General features: G+C 69.2%; 17 protein-coding genes and 1 pseudogene. 12 read left to right on the top strand and 6 right to left on the bottom strand.

The genetic code is table 11. The features are described from left to right. The first annotated feature begins 327 nt into the window (after positions 1 to 327). Together ISO16_RS26590 and ISO16_RS26585 are read left to right on the top strand one after the other, a co-directional pair. Positions 328 to 1,161, top strand: a complete 834-nt coding sequence (locus ISO16_RS26590) for a 3-oxoacyl-ACP reductase family protein (protein WP_006946880.1) — start codon at positions 328 to 330, stop codon at positions 1,159 to 1,161. A gap of 53 nt (positions 1,162 to 1,214) precedes the next feature. Further along, positions 1,215 to 3,161, top strand: coding sequence for a 3-oxoacyl-ACP synthase III family protein (locus ISO16_RS26585; RefSeq protein WP_029542617.1), 1,947 nt, complete (start codon positions 1,215 to 1,217; stop codon positions 3,159 to 3,161). Between the two features lie 81 nt (positions 3,162 to 3,242). On the opposite strand, the gene ISO16_RS26580 is transcribed toward ISO16_RS26585, so the two are convergent. Continuing rightward, a complete protein-coding gene (locus tag ISO16_RS26580; RefSeq protein WP_072634803.1) occupies positions 3,243 to 4,019 on the bottom strand; it encodes an alpha/beta fold hydrolase in 777 nt (258 codons plus the stop codon). 428 nt (positions 4,020 to 4,447) lie between these two features. Here ISO16_RS26580 and ISO16_RS26575 point away from each other — a divergent pair, with 428 nt between their 5' ends. The 3 genes and pseudogenes from ISO16_RS26575 to ISO16_RS26565 all read left to right on the top strand — a co-directional run bounded on the left by ISO16_RS26575 (position 4,448) and on the right by ISO16_RS26565 (position 7,972). After that, on the top strand, positions 4,448 to 5,392 hold the full coding sequence (locus ISO16_RS26575; protein WP_072634802.1) for a LysR family transcriptional regulator: 945 nt from the start codon (positions 4,448 to 4,450) through the stop codon (positions 5,390 to 5,392). A 160-nt stretch (positions 5,393 to 5,552) separates the two neighbouring features. After that, positions 5,553 to 6,929, top strand: a pseudogene (locus ISO16_RS26570) (MFS transporter). A gap of 695 nt (positions 6,930 to 7,624) precedes the next feature. Beyond that, positions 7,625 to 7,972 (top strand): excalibur calcium-binding domain-containing protein, encoded by a 348-nt coding sequence (locus ISO16_RS26565; protein WP_072634801.1) that lies wholly within the window; start codon positions 7,625 to 7,627, stop codon positions 7,970 to 7,972. 67 nt (positions 7,973 to 8,039) lie between these two features. Here the strand turns inward: ISO16_RS26565 and ISO16_RS26560 are convergent, their stop codons facing one another. The 4 genes from ISO16_RS26560 to ISO16_RS26545 all read right to left on the bottom strand — a co-directional run bounded on the left by ISO16_RS26560 (position 8,040) and on the right by ISO16_RS26545 (position 11,633). Further along, a complete protein-coding gene (locus tag ISO16_RS26560; RefSeq protein WP_072634800.1) occupies positions 8,040 to 8,756 on the bottom strand; it encodes a maleylpyruvate isomerase family mycothiol-dependent enzyme in 717 nt (238 codons plus the stop codon). Positions 8,757 to 8,766: 10 nt separating this feature from the next. Next, entirely contained in the window at positions 8,767 to 9,588 is an 822-nt protein-coding gene (locus ISO16_RS26555) for a fumarylacetoacetate hydrolase family protein (RefSeq protein WP_072634799.1), read from the bottom strand. Between the two features lie 6 nt (positions 9,589 to 9,594). Then, positions 9,595 to 10,665, bottom strand: coding sequence for a cupin domain-containing protein (locus ISO16_RS26550; protein ID WP_065922797.1), 1,071 nt, complete (start codon positions 10,663 to 10,665; stop codon positions 9,595 to 9,597). A 125-nt stretch (positions 10,666 to 10,790) separates the two neighbouring features. After that, positions 10,791 to 11,633 carry an IclR family transcriptional regulator gene (locus tag ISO16_RS26545; RefSeq protein WP_072634798.1) on the bottom strand — a complete coding sequence of 281 codons (843 nt, stop codon included), beginning with the start codon at positions 11,631 to 11,633 and terminating at the stop codon, positions 10,791 to 10,793. A gap of 47 nt (positions 11,634 to 11,680) precedes the next feature. Here ISO16_RS26545 and ISO16_RS26540 point away from each other — a divergent pair, with 47 nt between their 5' ends. From ISO16_RS26540 to lhgO, 3 genes are all read left to right on the top strand, one after another. Beyond that, positions 11,681 to 12,934, top strand: a complete 1,254-nt coding sequence (locus tag ISO16_RS26540) for an MFS transporter (protein ID WP_006939104.1) — start codon at positions 11,681 to 11,683, stop codon at positions 12,932 to 12,934. A gap of 39 nt (positions 12,935 to 12,973) precedes the next feature. Continuing rightward, positions 12,974 to 14,170: an FAD-dependent monooxygenase gene (locus tag ISO16_RS26535; RefSeq protein ID WP_029542596.1), complete on the top strand. Its 1,197-nt coding sequence runs from the start codon at positions 12,974 to 12,976 to the stop codon at positions 14,168 to 14,170. An 87-nt stretch (positions 14,171 to 14,257) separates the two neighbouring features. Then, on the top strand, positions 14,258 to 15,463 hold the full coding sequence (gene lhgO / locus ISO16_RS26530) for an L-2-hydroxyglutarate oxidase (RefSeq protein WP_006939111.1): 1,206 nt from the start codon (positions 14,258 to 14,260) through the stop codon (positions 15,461 to 15,463). 4 nt (positions 15,464 to 15,467) lie between these two features. Here the strand turns inward: lhgO and ISO16_RS26525 are convergent, their stop codons facing one another. After that, the gene (locus ISO16_RS26525) at positions 15,468 to 16,175 is read right to left on the bottom strand and encodes a type 1 glutamine amidotransferase (RefSeq protein WP_072634797.1); all 708 of its coding nucleotides are present in this window, start codon (positions 16,173 to 16,175) and stop codon (positions 15,468 to 15,470) included. A gap of 159 nt (positions 16,176 to 16,334) precedes the next feature. On the opposite strand from ISO16_RS26525, the gene ISO16_RS26520 reads away from it, so the two are divergent. The 4 genes from ISO16_RS26520 (at position 16,335) to ISO16_RS26505 (ending at position 19,013) form a co-directional block, all read left to right on the top strand. After that, positions 16,335 to 16,988, top strand: a complete 654-nt coding sequence (locus tag ISO16_RS26520; RefSeq protein ID WP_072634796.1) for an SDR family oxidoreductase — start codon at positions 16,335 to 16,337, stop codon at positions 16,986 to 16,988. Between the two features lie 82 nt (positions 16,989 to 17,070). Beyond that, positions 17,071 to 17,598, top strand: a complete 528-nt coding sequence (locus ISO16_RS26515; protein ID WP_072634795.1) for a flavodoxin domain-containing protein — start codon at positions 17,071 to 17,073, stop codon at positions 17,596 to 17,598. Then, positions 17,595 to 18,443: an alpha/beta fold hydrolase gene (locus ISO16_RS26510; RefSeq protein WP_230304438.1), complete on the top strand. Its 849-nt coding sequence runs from the start codon at positions 17,595 to 17,597 to the stop codon at positions 18,441 to 18,443. Before ISO16_RS26515 ends, ISO16_RS26510 begins: the two co-directional genes overlap by 4 nt. 39 nt (positions 18,444 to 18,482) lie before the next feature. Further along, a complete protein-coding gene (locus ISO16_RS26505) occupies positions 18,483 to 19,013 on the top strand; it encodes a flavodoxin domain-containing protein (RefSeq protein WP_006939119.1) in 531 nt (176 codons plus the stop codon). Positions 19,014 to 19,229 lie beyond the last annotated feature (216 nt).

Genomic DNA, 19,229 nt, shown 5'->3' with positions numbered 1-19,229 from the left:
GACCGTAATCCGTTGTTATTCAAGACTATTCAGTATCATTAGCGTAAGTCATTGCTCTGCCAATCATTTTCGGCGAAAGACATGACACATGACGCGCGATGCTGCATCATTGAACTCGACAGGGGAGAACGAGCGGGAGCACTACGTGAATTCGGTTGGCAGGGGCGAATATCGCGAAGCGTGCAGGGACGCTCACATCAGCTGCTCGCGGTAGCACCCACGCCGATCGGACTCCGGGCACCGCCGCTCGGGGCACCGGCATCGCCGGCCCGACACATCTGTACTCGACGGCATCCGTCGAGTTCGCCGCATTCGAGGAGAACCGACATGACCAGCACCATCGAACCGTCGTCCCGTACCACCGTCGCCGGCACCAAGCTGCGCGGCCGCGTCGCATTCGTGACCGGTGGAACGCGCGGCATCGGCGCGGCCATCAGCCGCAGCCTCGCAGCCCAGGGCGCGACGGTGGCCGCCGGGTACGGGCGCAACACCGCCCAGGCCGACCAGTTCCTCGCGGACATCCAGGCGAACGGCCAGAACGGCGTCGAGTACAGCGTGCACAAGGGCGACGTCGCGAACGCGGACGACTGCCGTCGCACCATCAACGAGGTCATCGAGCGGCACGGGCGCCTGGACATCCTCGTCAACAACGCCGGCATCACCATCGACCGCACCGTGCTGAAGATGGAGGACGACGACTGGAACAACGTCATCTCCGTCAACCTCTCCGGCGCCTTCTTCCTGGCCCAGGCCGCCCTGAAGCACATGCTCGAGCGCGGCACCGGTCGCATCGTCAACGTCTCGTCCGTCATCGGCGAGACCGGCAACATCGGCCAGGCGAACTACGCGGCCTCGAAGGCCGGCATGTTCGGCCTGACCAAGACGCTCGCGAAGGAGGCGGCGTTCACGCTGGCCCGCTCCGGCAAGCTCACCCCGGACAGCATCGGCGTCACCGTCAACACCATCACCCCCGGCTTCGTCGCCACCGAGATGGTCGAGACCATCCCGGACAAGGTCCTCGATCGCATCAAGAGCACGATCCCGGTGAACCGCCTGGCCGATCCCGAAGAGATCGCCCGCGTCGTCCACTTCCTGGCCGCCGACGCCTCGTCCTACATCACCGGTCAGGTGTGGGGCGTCAACGGCGGACTCGACATGTGACCCGCTGCACCCAGACACACCTCCGCACTTCTCACTGAACGGTACTTCGGCACATGCAGCCTTTCGAGCTCAACCGACACGGGCGGATCGTCTTCCCGTCCAACTTCTTTCCCGATCTCGATTTCTCGACGATGACGAGCGTCGAGCAGCTCGATGCCGTCATCCGTCGCGATTTCGAGACCAAGGCCCCCACGGTCTCGGAGATCCTCTCGCGCCACGCGCAGGGCGTCTACCGCACCAAGGTCGATCTCATGCGCGACATGGCGCTGAACCTGTTCTGGGCCAACCGCTTCGCGATCACGATGTTCGACAAGCGCCCCACCCGGTGGTCGGACGTGCCGCGCAACCGCGACGACGTCTACATGCCCGTCCTGACGCCGTGGCCGGACAGTGAGACGAAGACCGCCCAGGTCGCGGACGCCTACCGCGCCCTGCCCGCGGGCTGGGACGACCCCGCCGAGGACCGGATCTTCGAGACCCTCTTCGACGTCTTCGGCGCCCGCAAGCACATCGCCTCCGGGTTGCCGACGGTCAAGCCCACCGTCGCAGAGCTGATCTCCGATCCGTCGAACCGGACGATGCGCCTCGGTGCATACAACCCGGACTTCCCCCGGTTCGGCTACGACGAGATCCTCGACTGCCACGAGGACGTCGCCGAGCTCGAGGCGCTGCGGCGCTGGTCGATGGTGCTGCACAACCAGCAGCCGTGGGAGCGAACCCAGGTCGAGCTCACCGAGGTGGGGCAGCTGCGCGACGACGACTACGTCGTGCTCTACTACCCGCGCGACCGGCACGTGCAGCGGTTCATCTCCCGGGTCACCTCGGGTCGGACCGCCCGCGCCGCCGTCCCCGCGAAGGTCGAGCCGGTGCAGCCCTCGCGGCCGTACCCGACGATCGACGTACGCCGCGACTTCGCGGTGCAGCCGCGCATCGAGGCCCTCGCCGTCGCGCACGGTGATCAGGTGTGCACCAACGAGGATCTGATCCGCAACTCGGCCTACAACTGGTCGCCGATGACCGCGGACGAGATCACCGCCAAGACCGGGATCGAGCAGCGCCGCTACACCTCGGGCAGCTTCGAGGACCTCGCGCTGTCGGCGGCGAAGTCGGCGCTCGAGCACGCGCAGGTGGGACCCGAGGACATCGGGGCCGTGATCGTGTGCACCTGCACCAGCGCCCGGCTGATCCCGTCGCTGGCCACGTGGATCTCCGGCGAGCTGGGCATCGCCCAGACCCACGCCTCGTTCGACCTGGTCGCCGCGTGCGCCGGCCTGCCGTACGGGCTGGCGGAGGCCACCCGGATCCTGCAGCAGGTGCAACGGCCGGTGCTGGTGGTGTGCGTGGAGAAGTTCTCCGACAAGATCGGCAATGTGCGCCCCTCCCGCATGATCTTCGGCGACGGCGCGGCTGCGCTCGTGGTCGGCGTGGCGCCCGAGGGCTCCGCACCGGACATCGAGTACATGCAGACCTACGCCAGCGGCCCGAACAGCCAGGTCAACTCGATCATCTGGCCCAACCCGGACTTCGACAACTACATCACCGTCTACGGACCCGAGGTCAAGGCGCTCGCCGGCCGCTATCTGGTCCAGATGCTCGACGACGTGAAGGCCCTGCCCGCCCCGGAGGGCGGCATGGGAACGCTGCTCGACAACATCGACCTGATCGTCCCGCACCAGGCGAACAAGACGATGATCACCGAGCTCGCGGCGGACGCCGGCCTTTCGTCGGACCGCCTGTACTTCAACATCGAGAAGGTGGGCAACGCCTCGTCGGCGAGCATCCCGCTCGCCATCCACGACGCGGTCCGGGACGGGGTGATCACCGAACCCGTGCGGATCTTCGCTCCGGGCTTCGGCGCCGGCGCCGTCGCCGGCTTCACGGTGCTGCGGATCGATCCGGCGGTGGTGGCACCGTTCCGCCCGGTCGACGGTGGGGCCGTGGCCATCGACCCGCTGCGCGCAGCGTCCACCTCGGACGACGTGACACTCGCCTTCGGCTGATCGAACCGTCGTTCCCCGCGTGGGGAATCGTTGCCCGCGTGCGCACCAGCGCACGCGGGCAACGGCTTTCGGTACCGATGCTCAGGACAGGACGCGGATCCAGTCGATCAGGGCCCGGGCGACCTCGTGCGGAACCTCGGGGATCAGGGCATGCCCGGCCCCGGGGATCAGCACGACCGTGACCCGGTCGGCGCCGAACTGCCCGGTGAGTTCGCCGCGGGTCGGCGCCGGACGGAACACGTCGTCGCCTGCCTGCAGGTCCAGCAGCGGCGACGGCGCGACCGTCCACCATGATTCCTTGTCCGTGGCGGCCATCGCCCGGCGCTGCGCGACGATCGCGGCGGGCCACCAGCCGTCGAGCCACACCGCCGGCTCGTGCCCCTCGGCGAAGAACACCGCCCGCAGGTGCTCGAGCCGCTCAGCACCAGGCAGCGACAGGTCGGAGCACTTGGCGACGCGTTCGGTGAGCGACTCCGGGAACCGGCGGGCGCCCGCGGCGAGAATCGCCACCCCCCGCACCAGGTCGGGCCGATCCGCAGCGAGGACCCGCGCGACGTAGTGGCCGAAGGCGTGCCCGGCGAGGACGGCCGGGCCCGCGTCGAGCCGCTCGATCACCTCGGCGACGTCGCGGGCGAGGTCGTGCAGGTCGAGGTCCTCGAGCGGACCGCGGCTCGTGCCCACGCCACGCGGCTGGGGCCGGATCGCACGGAAGCCCTCGGCGGCGAGGTCGGTTGCGATCGGGTCGAACTCGTAGGAGTCGCGGCCGAGGGACGGCAGCAACACCACGGCCGGGCCGGATCCGTCGACGAGCACCTCGATCTCCACGTCGCCGAACGCGACGGTGTGTATATCGCTCATGGCGACATCCTTCCAGTGCCGCCGAGCCGACACCGAATTCCTGAGGCTTGCAGCCGTGGCAGGCGCTCGCAACTGATGCCGGCTCACCGGAGAGGGTGTCTGCTTCCTCCGTGCCGGCGCTGTATCACCACTTCCGACACCGCACCGACCAGAGGCGCGGCCCGGTCCGACGCTTGCGTGGCTACTGCCGAAATAATGCGATCCGTTGGGGTCTGACGATTATTCGCCTTCGTCGTCCGCCTTCTCGGCCGGAGCGTCGAGTTCCCACCGGGAGGCTCTGCTGAAATTGTTGCTCGCCTAATATCAATAGCGGCACCGTCTGATAGTCGAGATGGATCAATGGGGGCAGTAGTGGAGATCCGTCACCTGCGCACGTTCCTTGCGGTAGCGGAGAACTTCACTTCGGCCGGGCGGCCGCGCGGCTTCATATGGCGCAGCCTCCCGTCAGCCAGCAGATCCAGCAGTTGGAGAAGGAGCTCGGCGTCCAGCTGTTCGAGCGCAACACACGGTCCGTCTCACTCACGAAGGCGGGCCAGGCGTTGCAGGGCCCGGCGCAGAAGGTTCTGAACGACTTGGACCTGGCAAAACGCGCGGCGATGTTCGGCAGCTCGGGAATTGCCGGCAGAGTTTCCTTGGGTCTTGCCAGCGCCAGCAGCCGCCGCGTCCTGCCTCTGATCACCAGGGCCGTCAAGGGCAGCGAACCGGGCATCGACCTTGCTCTCCAGGGGCAGACGTACGGCGGAGCGGTGGTGAATCAGATCCTCTCCGGAAGCCTCGACATGGGTTTGGCTCGTCTGCCTGTCCGCGACCCGTCGATCGACTGGCACATCATCGACTTCGAGACGCTGGTGGCTGCGCTGCCCGAAGACCACCCACTGGCGGCGAAACCGGAGCTGGAAGTCGCCGACCTGGCCGGTGAGCCGTTCGTGACTTTCCCTGGCACGCAAGGCTCTACGGTCAGGGACGCCACGGCGCTGATCGCCCTGCAGGCGGGCTTCTCCCCGCGCATCGTCCAGGAGGCGCCCGATTCCTACACGATCCTCAGTCTCGTCGCCGCCGGTGTCGGGATCACAGTGACAGTCTCCTCCGTACAGCACATCCAAATGCCCGGACTTTGCTATCGGGCGTTTTCCACACCGGTACCGAGAATGGCCGCTGTGCTGGCATGGCACAAGAAGAACACGGATCCTGCCCTGCACGCTGTCGTGGCCATCGCCCGGGAGCTCCTGCACACCCGAGCCCGAGCCGGTACTCCTCATCCGGTAACCCGACGTTGCCCCGAAAGGGACGGATCAGCCCCGACCGGACTCACTGAAGCCCCGGTTCCGCTGGGGTTCTTGCCGTTCCCGTCAACGTACCTTCGGATTGGTTAATCCCCGCTATCGAACTCATAGTGAATTCAGATCAATCAGAATTGGATTGCACCACTGTGGATATGAGAAGCTCTGCGCGGTGGGTCACAACTCCCACCCCGGGGGCCGTGACTTATAGGAGCCGTACCCTCCCTCAACTTCTCCCTTCGATAGGTTCTCCATGTCAACAACAGCCACTGCCGGCGACGGGATACCCGACGGCACAGGGCACTTTCCGAGAAATCAACGGAAGTCCATGATCGCCGTCGTCTCGGGAAACTTCCTCGAATGGTTCGACTGGACCATGTATGCGCTCCTGACCACATACTTGGCCGCCAACTTCTTCGACAAGAACGATCCCCAGTCGGCGCTGCTCTCCACGCTGGCGGTGTTCGCCGGCGGCTTCCTCGCCCGCCCGCTCGGCGGGCTGATCCTCGGCCGACTGGGAGACAGGTTGGGACGCAAGACATCCCTGGTCATCTGCATGCTCATGATGGGCGCGGGCAGTCTCCTGATCGCGGTGATCCCGACCTACGACTCCATCGGCATCTGAGCCTCGGTTCTACTTCTGACGGCTCGGCTCATCCAGGGCATCGCCCACGGCGGCGAAAGCGGAAACGCCTACACATACCTGGCCGAGATCGCCCCGGCGAACAAGCGGAGCCTGTGGGGTAGCAGCATCATGATGACCATGCTGCTCGGCGTCATGGCGGCAACCGCGATGAGCATCCTTCTGACGTCGATCATCTCCGAGGACGACATGTCGGAGTTCGGGTGGCGCATCGGCTTTGCCATCGGAGCAGTGCAGGCCATCTTCGCGCTGTTCCTCCGCCGTCAGGCCGAAGAATCCGGATTCTTCGAGGAAGCCAAGGCGGCCGCCGGCACCGCGTCGGTCCGAGTGATCACGCGCCGGCAGCTGGTGATCATCGCCGTCCGCATTCTGATGCTGAGCCTCCTGACCAACGTCCTTTACTACACGTGGGTGAACTTCTCCTCGTCGTTCGCCATTTCCGGCAAGGGCATGGTTCCCAACGGGGCTTACATCGCAACGTTCTGCGCACAGATTCTTGCCTTCATCGCACTGCCGTTCTGGGGGCGGCTCTCGGACCGGATCGGGCGCCGCAAGCAACTGGTGTTGTGGGCTGTGGCGGTCATTGTGGTGGTGTTCCCCATCAACTGGGTCCTGACGTCGGCGCCGTGGACCCTGTTCGTGTCGCAGGGAATTGCCCTGCTCGTATGGGGCATCCAGCCGTCGATCCACGCCACAGTCATGTCCGAGCAGTCGCCCACGGAAGCCCGCGCGACGAGCGTAGGCATCTGGACCTCCGTGGGTGCCGCACTCTCCGGCGGCACGGCGCCCTATCTCTACGCCTGGCTCGACTCCATGGATGTCGGGTGGATCTTCTCGGCCTACATCGTGGTGCTGGCTGTGGTCACCCTGGTAGCCGTCGGGTTCATCCCGGAAACAGCCGGTCTCGAAATGGACCGCATCCCGCTGCCCGGCGAAGAGAAGGTCTCCAGCGAGGACGAGAGCACCGCCGTCCCGGTAGGCCGTTGAGGTCCCCTGAACCAACTCTGACGATCGGCTCGGCCCCAGCCTGGATTGCAGGCGGGGGCCGAGCTGTTTCTTCATCGCGATCGACCTCGAGAGATGACACGCGCAGCCGCATCATCGAGACCCACGGCCCCAGCCTGCCGCTTCGCGGTGAGTGGATCGAAACCGAGTGTCGGACATGAAGAAGGGTGAGCCGACCTGTTGGGCACCGCCGACAAGATCGGCCTGCCCACGGCCGGCTGCACGGCCCGTCGTTGATCGCGACCATGGTCGCGGAGCCGGCGCCCGCGGCCATCGGCACCCTCCGCTCATCGGGATGCCTCGGTCACCCGGCGGGTGCGTCCCGTACTCCGGTGGCGGCGGTGCAGGTGCCCGGGCTGCAGGACCAGCTTCGGGGGTCTCAGGTTCGGTAGATGTGGGCGCGGTGGTCGATGTCGACGATCAGGACCGGTGCGGTGTTCGTCGTCGACGCGGAGCAGGACGCGGTAGTCGCCGCGGCGGGCGGTGCGCAGACCCTCGAGCTCGTTGCGCACCACCAACCGTGGTTCCCGCGCGTGAAACCCCGGGGAGACCGATATCAGCGAGTTCTCATGATCGAAAAAGGGATCGATGCGGTGCCGCGAATGGACAAAAGGGATAATCGAGCGGCCGCGCGGATTCCCCCGATCCGTGCGCCGTCCCGAGAGAAAGAGACACACATGAAGATTCGTCGGCTCATCGCCACCGCGGCCGGGTGCGCTGCCCTCGTCGTCGCCGCTCCGGCCACCGCGAACGCATTCTCGCTCGCCGACCTGCTGCCCACCGGATCCGCGGACTTCCTGTTCCCGCAGCCCGCCCCGCCGGCTCCTGCCCCGGCGCCCGCCCCGGCACCCGCACCCCAGGCGGCCCCAGCCCCGGCGCCCGCGCCCGCGCCGAGCGTCGGATACAAGAACTGCACCGAGGCGTGGAACGCCGGCGTGGCGCCGCTGTACCGGGACGAGCCCGGCTACGCGCCGAAGCTGGACCGCGACGACGACGGCATCGCCTGCGAGGTCGACCCCCGCTAGGATCCACCGACGCGACGGGGGCCTGCGACCGTGTCCGGTCGCAGGCCCCCGTCGTCGTGTGCGGTGATCAGAGCCAGCGCGGCGGCTGCACGTCGGCGCCGGCGGTGAGTCCGACGGCGCCACGTCCGGCGGCCCAGCGCACCACGGCGGCGAGCGGGCCGCTCACCTTGGTGACCGGGTCGGCGTCCTGTCGCACGGCGATCGGGTCGCGACCGTCGACCTCGAGCACGAGGCCGGCGCCGAGATCCTTCTTGCGCCACATCCCCACGATGTCGTCGAGCAGCGAGTCGAGGACGACGGGCGGGAAGTCGCCGAAGCGCGCGCCGTTGCCCAGATCCACCGCGTGGATCCACACCTCGCGGGTGCGCATCCAGGCGGTCTCCTCGGCCGACACCAGCCGGCCCTGCGCCGTGCGGACCTGCGCCTGCCACGCCGACTCCGGCAGGTGCCGCCACTTCTCGTCGAGCCGGGCCACGGTGTGGGTGAACAGGTTCCGCAGCGCCGCCGCATTGAGGGTGGCGCCCTCGGCGATCTCCTGTCCGCGCTGCTCGGTGGAGGCATACATGGGCGTCTCGACGCCCGTGGCGGCCCAGTCCATGAGCCGGCACAGGGCCGCGGCGTTGTAGCCGACGTGCGCGACGAGGTGCTTACGCGTCCACCCCTCGAGCGCGGTCGGTGCGTCCAGCTCGTCGTCGGTGAGTTCGGCGAGACGCTGGGAGAAGTACGCGGTGCCGCGCCGGGCGATCAGCAGCCGCTCGGACAGGTCGAGATCGTTGAACCCCACGGGTGAGCTCCTACTTGACGATGGTCTTGTTGCGCACCGAACCGAGGCCCTCGATGCTGACCTCGACCGTCTCCCCGTTGCCGATGTAGCGAGCAGGCTTACGGGCGTGCCCGACCCCGCCGGTGGTGCCGGTGATGATGACGTCGCCGGGCTGCAGGGTGACGATGTGGGAAATGTAGTCCACCAGCTTGGCCGGGGTGAACACCAGGTCGTCCGTGGTGGCCGACTGCATGACCTCACCCTCGAGCCGGGTCTCGATGCGCGAGCCGAGGGCGTAGTCGGTGCTCAGGAACGGACCGAAGCCGCTGGTCTTCTCGAACGTCTTGCCCTGGTCCCACTGCAGCGTGCGGTACTGGTAGTCGCGCATCGTGTAGTCGTTGATCACCGAGTAGCCGGCGATGTACTGCTCGGCGTCGGCCTCGGACACCTGGTACGCCTGCGTGCCGATGACGACGGCCAGCTCGGCCTCCCAGTCGAGCTGCGCGGCGGCGTACTCGGGGACGATCACGTCGTCGTAGGGGCCGGTGAGGGCCTCCTTGAACTTCGAGAACAGGGTCGGGTACTCGGGCAGGTCGCGGCCCATCTCCTTGATGTGGGTCCCGTAGTTCAACCCGACGCAGACGATCTTGCCGGGGTTCGGCACGACCGGCGCGTAGTCGGCGTTCGTCAGGTCGACGGTGCGTCCGGCGGCCCGCTCGGCGACGGTCTTCCAGTCCGGGTCGGTCAGCAGCGCGGACAGGTCGGCGTAGCCGTCGATCACGGTGGCGGTGGTGTCGGAATCGACGCGCACGGCGGCGGTCGTGCCGTCGAGGCGGAGGGTGGCGAGTCGCATGTCGGGTCAGGCTCCTTCGGAGATGTAGGTGCGGTTGAAGTGCAGGCGTTCGACGATCGGGGCGTCGGAGAAGGCGAACAGGTCGACGCCGCCGTCGGTCTCGAGCGACCACTCCACCCAGGACGGCACGACGATCATGTCCCCCTTGGTGACCGTGTGGTCCCGGCCGCCGAGGTGGAAGCGACCTTCGCCCTCGAAGACCTGGAACACGGTCGAGCCCACGTCGCGCCGGGTGCGGGTGTGCGCGCCGGCGCGCAGCCGGTGGAACTCGGCGCGGATCGTGGGCATGACGTCGCCGCCGGTGGTCGGGTTGGTGTACCGGACGGCGGCGTGGCCGGGTTCCGGGGTGGCGGCGTAGCCCTCGTCCTCGAGGGCGAGCTGCTCGTTCAGCGCGGCGTCGGTGTACTTCCAGCGGTAGCACGCGATCGGCGAGCTGGACTTGGCGTCGAGGCCGACGAGCGGGCGCAGGCCGGGGTGCACCCACAGCCGCTCGGAGCGGGAGACGTCCGGGGTGGACTCGTCGGTCACCCCGTCGGAGCCGAACTCGAAGAACCCGGTGTCGGTGTAGTGGACGAACGGGATGTCGAGGCCGTCGATCCAGGCCATCGGGTGGTCGGTCTCGTTGTGGTGGCCGTGGAAGTTCCAGCCGGGGGTGAGCAGGAAGTCGCCGCGGCACATGGCCACCGGATCGCCGTTGACGACGGTCCACACGCCCTCGCCTTCGACGACGAACCGGAAGGCGTTCTGCGAGTGCCGGTGCTCGGGCGCGGTCTCCTTGGGGCCGAGGTACTGGATCGCCGCCCACAGCGTGGGGGTGACGTAGGGGACGCCGCCGAGACCGGGGTTGGCCAGCGCGATGGCACGCCGCTCGCCGCCGCGGCCGACGGGCACGAGATCGCCCGCCCGCTGGGCCAGCGGGTACAGGGTCGACCACTTCCACACGAACGGCACGGCCTTGGACGTCGGGGCCATCGGCATCAGGTCGCCCAGCTGGGTCCACAGCGGATTGAGGTGCTCGGTCTCGAAGTCTGCGTAGAGCTGCTGCAGCTCCGGATCGGTGTTCTCGGTAGCGGTCATGACCTCTCCTCGTGAAGCGGGACACGTGCGGCGTTGCTCTCAACCTAGGTCGCCGGTCCTCCCGCAGCACAAACAATTCTTCTATGCGGAATCCCTGCGCCACCCTCCGCGGGGCCCGGGCCGCGTCATTCGATGTGCGCGACGTCGACCTCGATCCCGCGGACCGTCGCGCGCATCCGGGAGACGAGGGCCCCGTTCAGATGCTGGCGGTACCGCGTGATCGGCACCGCGGCCGTGATCGCCGCGATCGCCCGCCCGCGCCCGTTGCGGACGGCGACACCGAATGCGGCGACTCCCTCCTCGGTCTGCTCCACGTTGACGGCGAACCCCACCCTGCGGGCCGCCTCGAGCTCGGCGAGGAACACCTCGAATTCCCCGGGGGCGAGCCGGCGGTCCACCCCGTACCCCGCGATCGGGCGCGGATCGATGTGGGGCTCTTCCGGCGGCCTCAGGTAGAGCTGCTCGAGCGTCTGCCTGGGCAACTCCGCCAACAGGATTCGCCCTCCGGCCGTGAGCTCGGCGGCCAGCACCTGACCTTGGCGGTCGCCGACCCGCAGCATCGACTCGGACTCCGCGGAGTAGAGGAACCGGGCTTGCGACCCCACCCGGATGACGAGGTTGATCGTCTCGCCGGTCAGGATCGCCAGCGCCTCCATGTGCGGCCGGCAGAGTTCGGTGAGTTCCCGCGTCCAGCCCTGCTGCGCGGGTCCCACTCCCATCGCCGGGCCGGGGTGGTAGCGGCGCTTCTCGTCCTGCACGGCGAACCCCCGGTACACCAGCATCGACAGCAGGCGGTGGGCCGTCGACGGGGCCGTCCCGAGTTCCTCGGCGGCATCCTTGAGCCGCAGCGCACCGACGTCGCGGAGCATCTGCAGCAGGCGCAGGGCGTTGTCCACCGATTCCAGCGCATACGACGGCCGGGTGATGGTCTTCGATGCCTTCTTCGGGGCCGCGGGATTTTTCTGCACACCAGAACTTTATTGCACCGGAGCGTGGGGCGCATCACGGTAGAGCCATGCACAGTTCTTCCGGCGCCGACGCCGCCCCCGGCGAACGCACGATCGTCCTGAATCGCGGCACGGCGCTCGCCGTGATCGTCTGCTGGCTGTTCGTCGTCTTCGACGGCTACGACCTCATCGTCTACGGCAACGTCATCTCCAGCCTCCAGGACGAGTGGGGCATCAGCTCCGCGACCGCCGGAACCCTCGGCAGCCTCGCGTTCCTCGGCATGATGATCGGCGCGGTGCTCGCCGGGCGCCTGTCCGACGCGATCGGCCGCAAGCAGGCCGTCATCGGCTGCGTGGTGGTGCTGTCGGTGTTCACCACGCTCTGCGCCTTCGCCACCGGTCCGTTCATGTTCGGCGCCATGCGGCTGATCGCCGGACTCGGCCTCGGCGGCCTGGTACCGACGTCGAACGCCCTGGCCGCCGAACTCGTTCCGCGGCGGTGGCGCGCCGCCGTCGCGACGATGATGATGTCCGGCGTGCCGATCGGCGGATCCATCGCGGCCCTGCTCGGCATCCCGGTCATCCCGAACTGGGGCTGGCGCCCGATGTTCCTGTTCGCTCTCGTGCCCCTGTTCGTCCTCGTGCCGTTGGCGCTGAAGTACCTGCCCAACACCCATTCCAAGACGGACGCCCCGGCCGGCGGCGGCTTCCGCGAACTGCTCGGCTCGAGGTTCCGGACCATCAGCATCATGTTCGCCCTGGTCACCGTGGTGACGCTGCTCGCCTGGTACGGCCTGGGCACGTGGCTGCCGAAGCTCATGCAGAACACGGGCACCGACCTCGGCAGCGCCCTGACCTTCGCGCTGGCGCTGAACCTCGGCGCGGTGGCCGGCTCGTTCATCACCGCGTGGGGCGGCGTGCGGTTCGGCACCGTGCCCACCAGCATCGTCGCGGCGTTCGTCGCCGGCGTGGCCCTGCTCGCCCTGCTGCTCTCCCCGCCCACCGCGGTGGTGTACGCGATCTTCGTGCTCGCCGGCGTGGGCACCCACGGAACGCAGTGCCTCATCATCGCGGCGGTGGCCTCCTACTACCCCGACCATCTGCGCGGCACCGCGCTCGGCTGGGCGCTCGGCGTCGGCCGGATCGGGGCCGTGGCCGCCCCGCAGATCGGCGGCTGGCTGCTCGCCGCCGGACTGGGCGCGAACTCGAACTTCATCCTCTTCGCCGTGAGCGCGCTGATCGCCTCGCTGTTGCTGACCGTCGTGTGGAAGCGCTTCCCCGTCAGCGACGACGCACCGCGCGGCCCGATCATGGCCCACTGATCCATTCGTCATATCGATCTACCGACCACAAGGAGTGTCATGTCCGATCTGAAGGACGCGCGGGTTCTCATCGCCGGCGGCGGCATCGGCGGAGTCGCCAACGCCCTCGCCCTCGCCCTCAGGGGAGCCGAGGTCACGCTGTTCGAGCGCGCTTCGGAGTTCGGCGAAGTGGGCGCCGGACTGCAGATCGGCCCGCACGGCTCCCGCATCCTCCAGGCGCTCGGCGTCTACGACGAGGTCATCTCCAAGGGTGTCCTGCCGAAGAACCTCGTCTTCCGCGACGCCGTCACCGCCGAGATCCTCACCAAGGTCGACCTCGGCCACGACTACCAGCAGCACTACGGCGGCGTGTACTTCGTCGTCCACCGCTCCGATCTGCACGCGGTGCTCGTCGACGCCGCCCGCCGGGCCGGCGCCGACCTGCGCACCGACGCCCCCGTGAACGACGTCGTCACCGAAGGCGACAAGGTCCGCGTCATCCTCGAGAACGGTGAGGAGCACGTCGGCGACATCGCTCTCGGCATGGACGGCCTGCACTCGCGGCTGCGCCCGAAGCTGTCCGACGACAAGCCGGTCGGCTCCGGATACGTCGCCTTCCGCGGCACGTTCCCGATGAACGAGGTCCCGCTCGAGGAAGAGATCGAGGACGTCGTCGGCTACATCGGCCCGCGCTGCCACTTCATCCAGTACCCGCTGCGTCAGGGCGAGATGCTCAACCAGGTTGCCGTCTTCCAGTCGCCCGCATTCCTGCGCGGTGAAGAGAAGTGGGGCAGCCCGGACGAACTCGCGCACGCCTACGACCACTGCCACGAGAGCGTCCAGACCGCGCTGAAGTACCTGTGGACCGACCGCTGGTGGCCGATGTTCGACCGCAACCCGATCGACAACTGGGTCGACGGCCGCATGATCCTGCTCGGCGACGCCGCGCACCCGCCGCTGCAGTACCTCGCCTCCGGCGCCGTCATGGCGCTCGAGGACGCCAAGTGCCTGGCCGACTACGCCGCCGAGGACTACCAGGGCGACAACGCCAACTGGCCGAAGATCCTGCGCGACGTCAACGCCGAGCGCGCACCGCGCTGCAACCGCATCCTCACCACCGGCCGCATGTGGGGCGACCTCTGGCACCTCGACGGTGCCGGCCGCGAGGCCCGCAACGAGCTGTTCCGCATCCGCGACACGTCGAGCTACAAGTACACCGACTGGCTGTGGGGCTACAGCTCCGACCGCAACCGCTGAGCCACCGGGTGTGTGGCCGAATGTCACACGCGTTCGATCCAAGCGAACCCGTGTGACATTCGGCCGCCGGCTCGTAGGCTGGCGCGCATGGGTTCGCTGCGGGCCGCCGTCGTGGGCGGGGGGATCATCGGCGCCGCCACCGCGCGGAAGCTGGCGATGCACGGGGCCGACGTCACCCTCTTCGAGAAGGAACCCCGGCTCGCCGCGCACCAGACCGGTCACAACAGCGGGGTGGTGCACGCCGGGCTGTACTACCCGCCCGGCAGCCTCAAGGCGCGCCTGTGCCGGCGCGGGGTGCAGTTGCTCGCCGAGTTCACCGCCGCCCGCGGCCTGCCGTACGAGGAGTGCGGCAAGCTCGTCGTCGCGCTCGACGACAGCGAACTCGACCGTCTCGACGCCATCCACGACCGCGCCGTCGCCAACGGGGTGCCGGGAATCCGCCGGATCGGGCCCGACGAGATCACCGACATCGAGCCGCACGCGCGCGGCATCGCCGCCCTGCACTCCCCGCACACCGCCATCGTCGACTACGTCGCGGTGACCACCGCTCTCGCCGACGACGTCACCGCGGCGGGCGGCACCGTCCGGCTCGCCACGCCCGTCACGGCGATCCGCTCCCTCGGCGACGAGGTGCTCGTCGGCACCGACACCGGCACCGACGGCTTCGACCTGGTGATCACGTGCGCGGGCCTGCAGTCGGATCGGCTCGCCCACGGCGCCGGGGACCTCGCGACACCCGCGATCGTGCCGTTCCTCGGCGACTACCACCTGCTGCGGCCCGAGGCGGCCGGGCGAGTGCGCGGACTGATCTATCCGGTGCCCGATCCGCGGTACCCGTTCCTCGGCGTGCACCTGACCAAACGGATCGACGGCGCGATCATGGTCGGGCCCAACGCGTTCCTGGCGCCGGGCCGCGAGGCGTACCGCCGCCGGTCGGGGTCGCTGCGGGACCTGCGCGACGCCCTCGTCTTCCCCGGATTCCGCCGCTTCGCCGTCCGCAACGTCCCGGCCGCGACGCGCGAGCTGCGCACGGCCGTGAGCATCCGGCGTTTCGTCGCCGAGGCCGCGAAGTACGTGCCCGGGTTGACCGTCGCCGACGTGCTCCCCGGACCCCGGGGGATCCGCGCGCAGGCCATGGAGGCCGACGGCTCGCTCGTCGACGACTTCGTCATCACCGGGCACGGGCGCGTGGTCCACCTGCGCAACGCTCCCTCCCCCGGCGCGACGTCGTCGATGGCGATCGCCGAGCACCTCGTCGGCGCGGCGCTCGAGCGGGCCGGTCTGCAGGCCTGAGCGCTCACACGACGTACGTCTCGAGCCACCGCTTCATCACGGCCGCCGCGTGCGCGACGGTCTCGGGCTGTACCGAGCGCAGTTCGGCGGCGACGGCGTCGGCGGACCCGGGCCCGAGGGCCGCCTCGAGCGACGCCCGGTACTCGCCGATCGCGAGCCAGTCACCGAGTTGGTCGGCGTCGGCCTCGAGATGGAACTGCACGCCGTAACTGCTGCCGTGCCGGAACACCTGGTTCGGGTAGGCCCGCGACGACGCGAGCAGGGTGGCGCCCGGCGGCAGGTCGAAGGTGTCGGCGTGCCACTGCAGCACCGGGAAGGTGGACGGCAGCTCGCCCCACACCGGGTCGGCGGCCGAGGCGTGCGCGAGTTCCACCTCCCCCACGCCGACCTCCGGGACGGGGCCGGTGTAGACGTCGGCGCCGAGGGCCGCGGCGAGCAGCTGCGCGCCGAGACACACCCCCCACACCGGAATGCCGGCGGTGACGGCGGACCGCAGGTACGCGATCTCCTCCCCCAGCCACGGAAGCGTCGCGGCGTCGGCGACGCCCATCGGGCCGCCCATGACGACGACGGCGGCGTAGTCGAGCGCCGTGGGCACCGGGTCGCGCCCGAGCCGGACGGTGCGCACCTGCGCGTACTGCTCGAGCACCGGCAGATACGCGGCGGGGCCCTCGCATTCGACGTGGCGGAGTTCCAGGACGACAGGGTTCATCGCCCCAGCATGCCCGCTGTACGTTGCACCTCGGGTGCCCGGGGCGTGAACGTTCGGTGAGCGAACGTCGCCGACCGGTGCTCCCCCACGGACCACCGCCGCCGTGGTGCGATGGTGGGAGGCGGCCCGACGGGCGGGCCGGCGACGGAAGGACTCGACATGGCACGGATCGTGATCATCGGCGGCCACGGGAAGGTGGCACTGCACCTCGAGCGACTGCTCGCCGACGCCGGCGACGAGGTGACCGCGGTGATCCGCAACCCCGACCACGCCGACGACGTGCGCGCCGCGGGCGCGACCCCCGTCGTGGCCGACGTCGAGCACCTCGGCGTCGACGAACTCGTGCCGCTGCTGTCCGGTCACGACGCCGTGGTGTGGTCGGCCGGCGCGGGCGGCGGCAATCCGCAGCGCACGTACGCCGTGGACCGCGACGCGGCGATCGCCTCGATGACCGCGGCCGAGCGCGCGGAGGTTCGCCGCTACGTCATGGTGTCGTACTTCGGGGCCGGCCCGGACCACGGCGTGCCCGAGGACAACGGCTTCCATCCGTACGCCGAGGCGAAGGCGGCCGCGGACGCGCACCTGCGCGGCACCGATCTGGACTGGACGATCCTGGGCCCGAGCCTGTTGACCCTGGATCCGCCGACGGGCCGGATCGAGACCGGCCCGGACGCCGGCAAGGGGCAGGTCTCGCGCGCGGACGTGGCGGCGGTCGCGGCGGCGGTGCTGCATCGGCCCGCGACGGTGCGGCGCACCATCGAGTTCAACAACGGGGACACCCCGATCGACGAGGCCCTCGACGCACTCGGCTGAGCAGCGCTTGACGGGTGACGCCGGCGGGGCCGATGGTGGAACGGGCCGGCAGGAGCACAGCTCGACGACAGGGGTATCCGCCATGAAGGTTCTCGTTGCATACGCCAGCCGGCACGGCGCCACCGCCGGGATCGCGGAGCGGATCGCCGAGGTGATCCGGACCGAGGGTCACGTGGTGGACACTCTGGAACTGCCGGCTCCGGCGTCGGTGGACGACTACGACGCGTGCGTTGTCGGCAGTTCCGCCTACCTGGGGCACTGGGAGAAGCCGGCGAGCGCGTTCGTGCGCGAGCACCGCGACGGACTCGTCGCCCGCCCGGTCTGGCTGTTCACCAGCGGACCGCTCGGCACCGACGAGGTCGACGAACAGGGACAGAACGTGCGGGAGAGCGCCGCACCGCAGGAACTGTCGGAGCTGACCGACGCGGTCGCGCCACGGGAGCATCACGTGTTCTTCGGCGCCCTCGACCCGAAGACGCTCGGTGTCGGAGCGCGGTTGATGCGCAAGCTGCCCGCCGGACGAAAGCTCTTGCCCGAAGGTGATTTCCGGGACTGGCAGGAGATCGAGGACTGGGCGAGGGGCATCGCACGGACGCTGGACGCGGCGTGATCGCAGCGCAGGAGGGCACCTGGAACTCGGGCATGCCCTACCTGCGCGCCGGTACGGGTCCGCCCCTGCTGTTCATGCCCGGCCTGTCGAACCACCACCGGCCACCCCGCGGCTTCGACCGCCGCACCCAGCTGGGACAGATCGAGCCCTGGACGACGACGCGACGCGTGTGGTGGGTGAACCGCCGGCCGGGCCTGCAGCCGGGGACCACCATGGCGGATCTCGCCCGCGACTACGCGGAGGCGATGCCCGACCACTTCCCCGGCCCGGTCGACGTTCTCGGTGTCTCGACCGGCGGCAGCGTCGCGCTCCAGCTGGCTCTCGACCACCCGGCGCTGGTGCGCAGGTTGGTGCTCGTGGCGTCGGCGCACCGCCTCGGCCCGGGCCGCGAGGTGCAGCGACGGGCCGCGGCCGCCGTGCGCGAGGGGCATCCGCGACGGGCGATGGCGGAGCTCGCGGCGACGACGGGGGCGCGATGGTGGTCGCGCAGGCTGCTGTGGACGCTGGGATGGCTGCTCGAGCCGTCGGGTGCCCGGCACGGGTACGACGATTTCCTCGCCGTGGCCGAGGCCGAGAACCGCTTCGACGTGACCGCCCGGCTCCCCGAGGTGTCGTGTCCGGTGCTCGTGGTCGGCGGCGACCGGGACGGCTTCTACGGCGCGGCGCTGTTCCGGGAGGCTGCGGCGGCCGTGCCGCGGGGCCGGGCGCTCGTCCATCCCGGGGTGGGCCACCTGGGCGTGATAACGGGTGAGCGGAGCGTGAGGGACGCTTCGAGCTTTCTCGACACTCCCGACGCGCCGGACTTTCCGGGGAACTGGCGGGCACCCTCCGGCACAGCCGGATAATCGTCGCGTCATCGGGACAGGTCGGCGGAGGGAGCTCACGTGAAGGTACTGGTGGCGTACACGACGGCATACGGGGCGGCCCGCGGCGTGGCCGAACGGATCGCACAGCGGCTCACCGAGGCCGGGCACGACGCGGACCTGCGGGATCTGGCCGAGCCGGTCGATCCGTCGGACTACGCCGCGATCGTGCTCGGCAGCTCGGTGCACAACGGGCAGTGGCTCGCTCCCGCCGCTCGTTTCGCGGATCTGCACCGCGCGCTCCTCGCTGGGAAGCCCGCGTGGCTGTTCTCGGTGCAGACCATCGGTGCGACGAGCGCGATGATCTCCGCGCGGCTGGCCGGGTGGGTGCGGCCGAAGCTGAAGGAGCCGAAGGTGGCGGCGGCGCTGCGGGCGACGGCGAACGTGCGCGAGTACCGGGCCTTCGCCGGGGCGATCGAGCCGGAGCAGTGGCCGGGGCCTCTGGGCCGGGTGGTGTTCCGCCTGACCGGCGGCCGGTACGGCGATCACCGGGACTGGGCCGACATCGACGCCTTCGCCGCCCGGATCGTCCGGAATATCGACCGGCCGTAGCCGGGAATTCACATTTCGGGCCGACCGCGCGAATCGCACATAATTCCGAATCCCCGCGACCCGGCCGCGGTCCGAACAATATGCTCACCCATATATCTGCAGATTTCCCCGGCCCTGACCGGCGGAAATACCGAACATCAAATAAAAATGGTAATCGGTACCCGAATTACCTGCGACTCAACCACACTCGTGTTACACATGAAAAGTCCGCCCGAA

It is taken from the genome of Rhodococcus sp. M8 (genome assembly GCF_015654185.1).
Classification (GTDB): Bacteria; Actinomycetota; Actinomycetes; order Mycobacteriales; family Mycobacteriaceae; genus Rhodococcus; species Rhodococcus aetherivorans.
Note: the sequence above shows the minus strand (reverse complement) of the source record. Positions and strands in the feature narration are given on the sequence as shown.

Coding starts and splice junctions, on each gene's coding strand:
- ISO16_RS26590 (WP_006946880.1), top strand. CDS start 328: ATGACCAGCACCATCGAACCGTCGTCCCGTACCACCGTCGCCGGCACC.
- ISO16_RS26585 (WP_029542617.1), top strand. CDS start 1,215: ATGCAGCCTTTCGAGCTCAACCGACACGGGCGGATCGTCTTCCCGTCC.
- ISO16_RS26580 (WP_072634803.1), bottom strand. CDS start 4,019: ATGAGCGATATACACACCGTCGCGTTCGGCGACGTGGAGATCGAGGTG.
- ISO16_RS26575 (WP_072634802.1), top strand. CDS start 4,448: ATGGCGCAGCCTCCCGTCAGCCAGCAGATCCAGCAGTTGGAGAAGGAG.
- ISO16_RS26565 (WP_072634801.1), top strand. CDS start 7,625: ATGAAGATTCGTCGGCTCATCGCCACCGCGGCCGGGTGCGCTGCCCTC.
- ISO16_RS26555 (WP_072634799.1), bottom strand. CDS start 9,588: ATGCGACTCGCCACCCTCCGCCTCGACGGCACGACCGCCGCCGTGCGC.
- ISO16_RS26550 (WP_065922797.1), bottom strand. CDS start 10,665: ATGACCGCTACCGAGAACACCGATCCGGAGCTGCAGCAGCTCTACGCA.
- ISO16_RS26540 (WP_006939104.1), top strand. CDS start 11,681: ATGCACAGTTCTTCCGGCGCCGACGCCGCCCCCGGCGAACGCACGATC.
- ISO16_RS26535 (WP_029542596.1), top strand. CDS start 12,974: ATGTCCGATCTGAAGGACGCGCGGGTTCTCATCGCCGGCGGCGGCATC.
- lhgO (WP_006939111.1), top strand. CDS start 14,258: ATGGGTTCGCTGCGGGCCGCCGTCGTGGGCGGGGGGATCATCGGCGCC.
- ISO16_RS26525 (WP_072634797.1), bottom strand. CDS start 16,175: ATGAACCCTGTCGTCCTGGAACTCCGCCACGTCGAATGCGAGGGCCCC.
- ISO16_RS26520 (WP_072634796.1), top strand. CDS start 16,335: ATGGCACGGATCGTGATCATCGGCGGCCACGGGAAGGTGGCACTGCAC.
- ISO16_RS26515 (WP_072634795.1), top strand. CDS start 17,071: ATGAAGGTTCTCGTTGCATACGCCAGCCGGCACGGCGCCACCGCCGGG.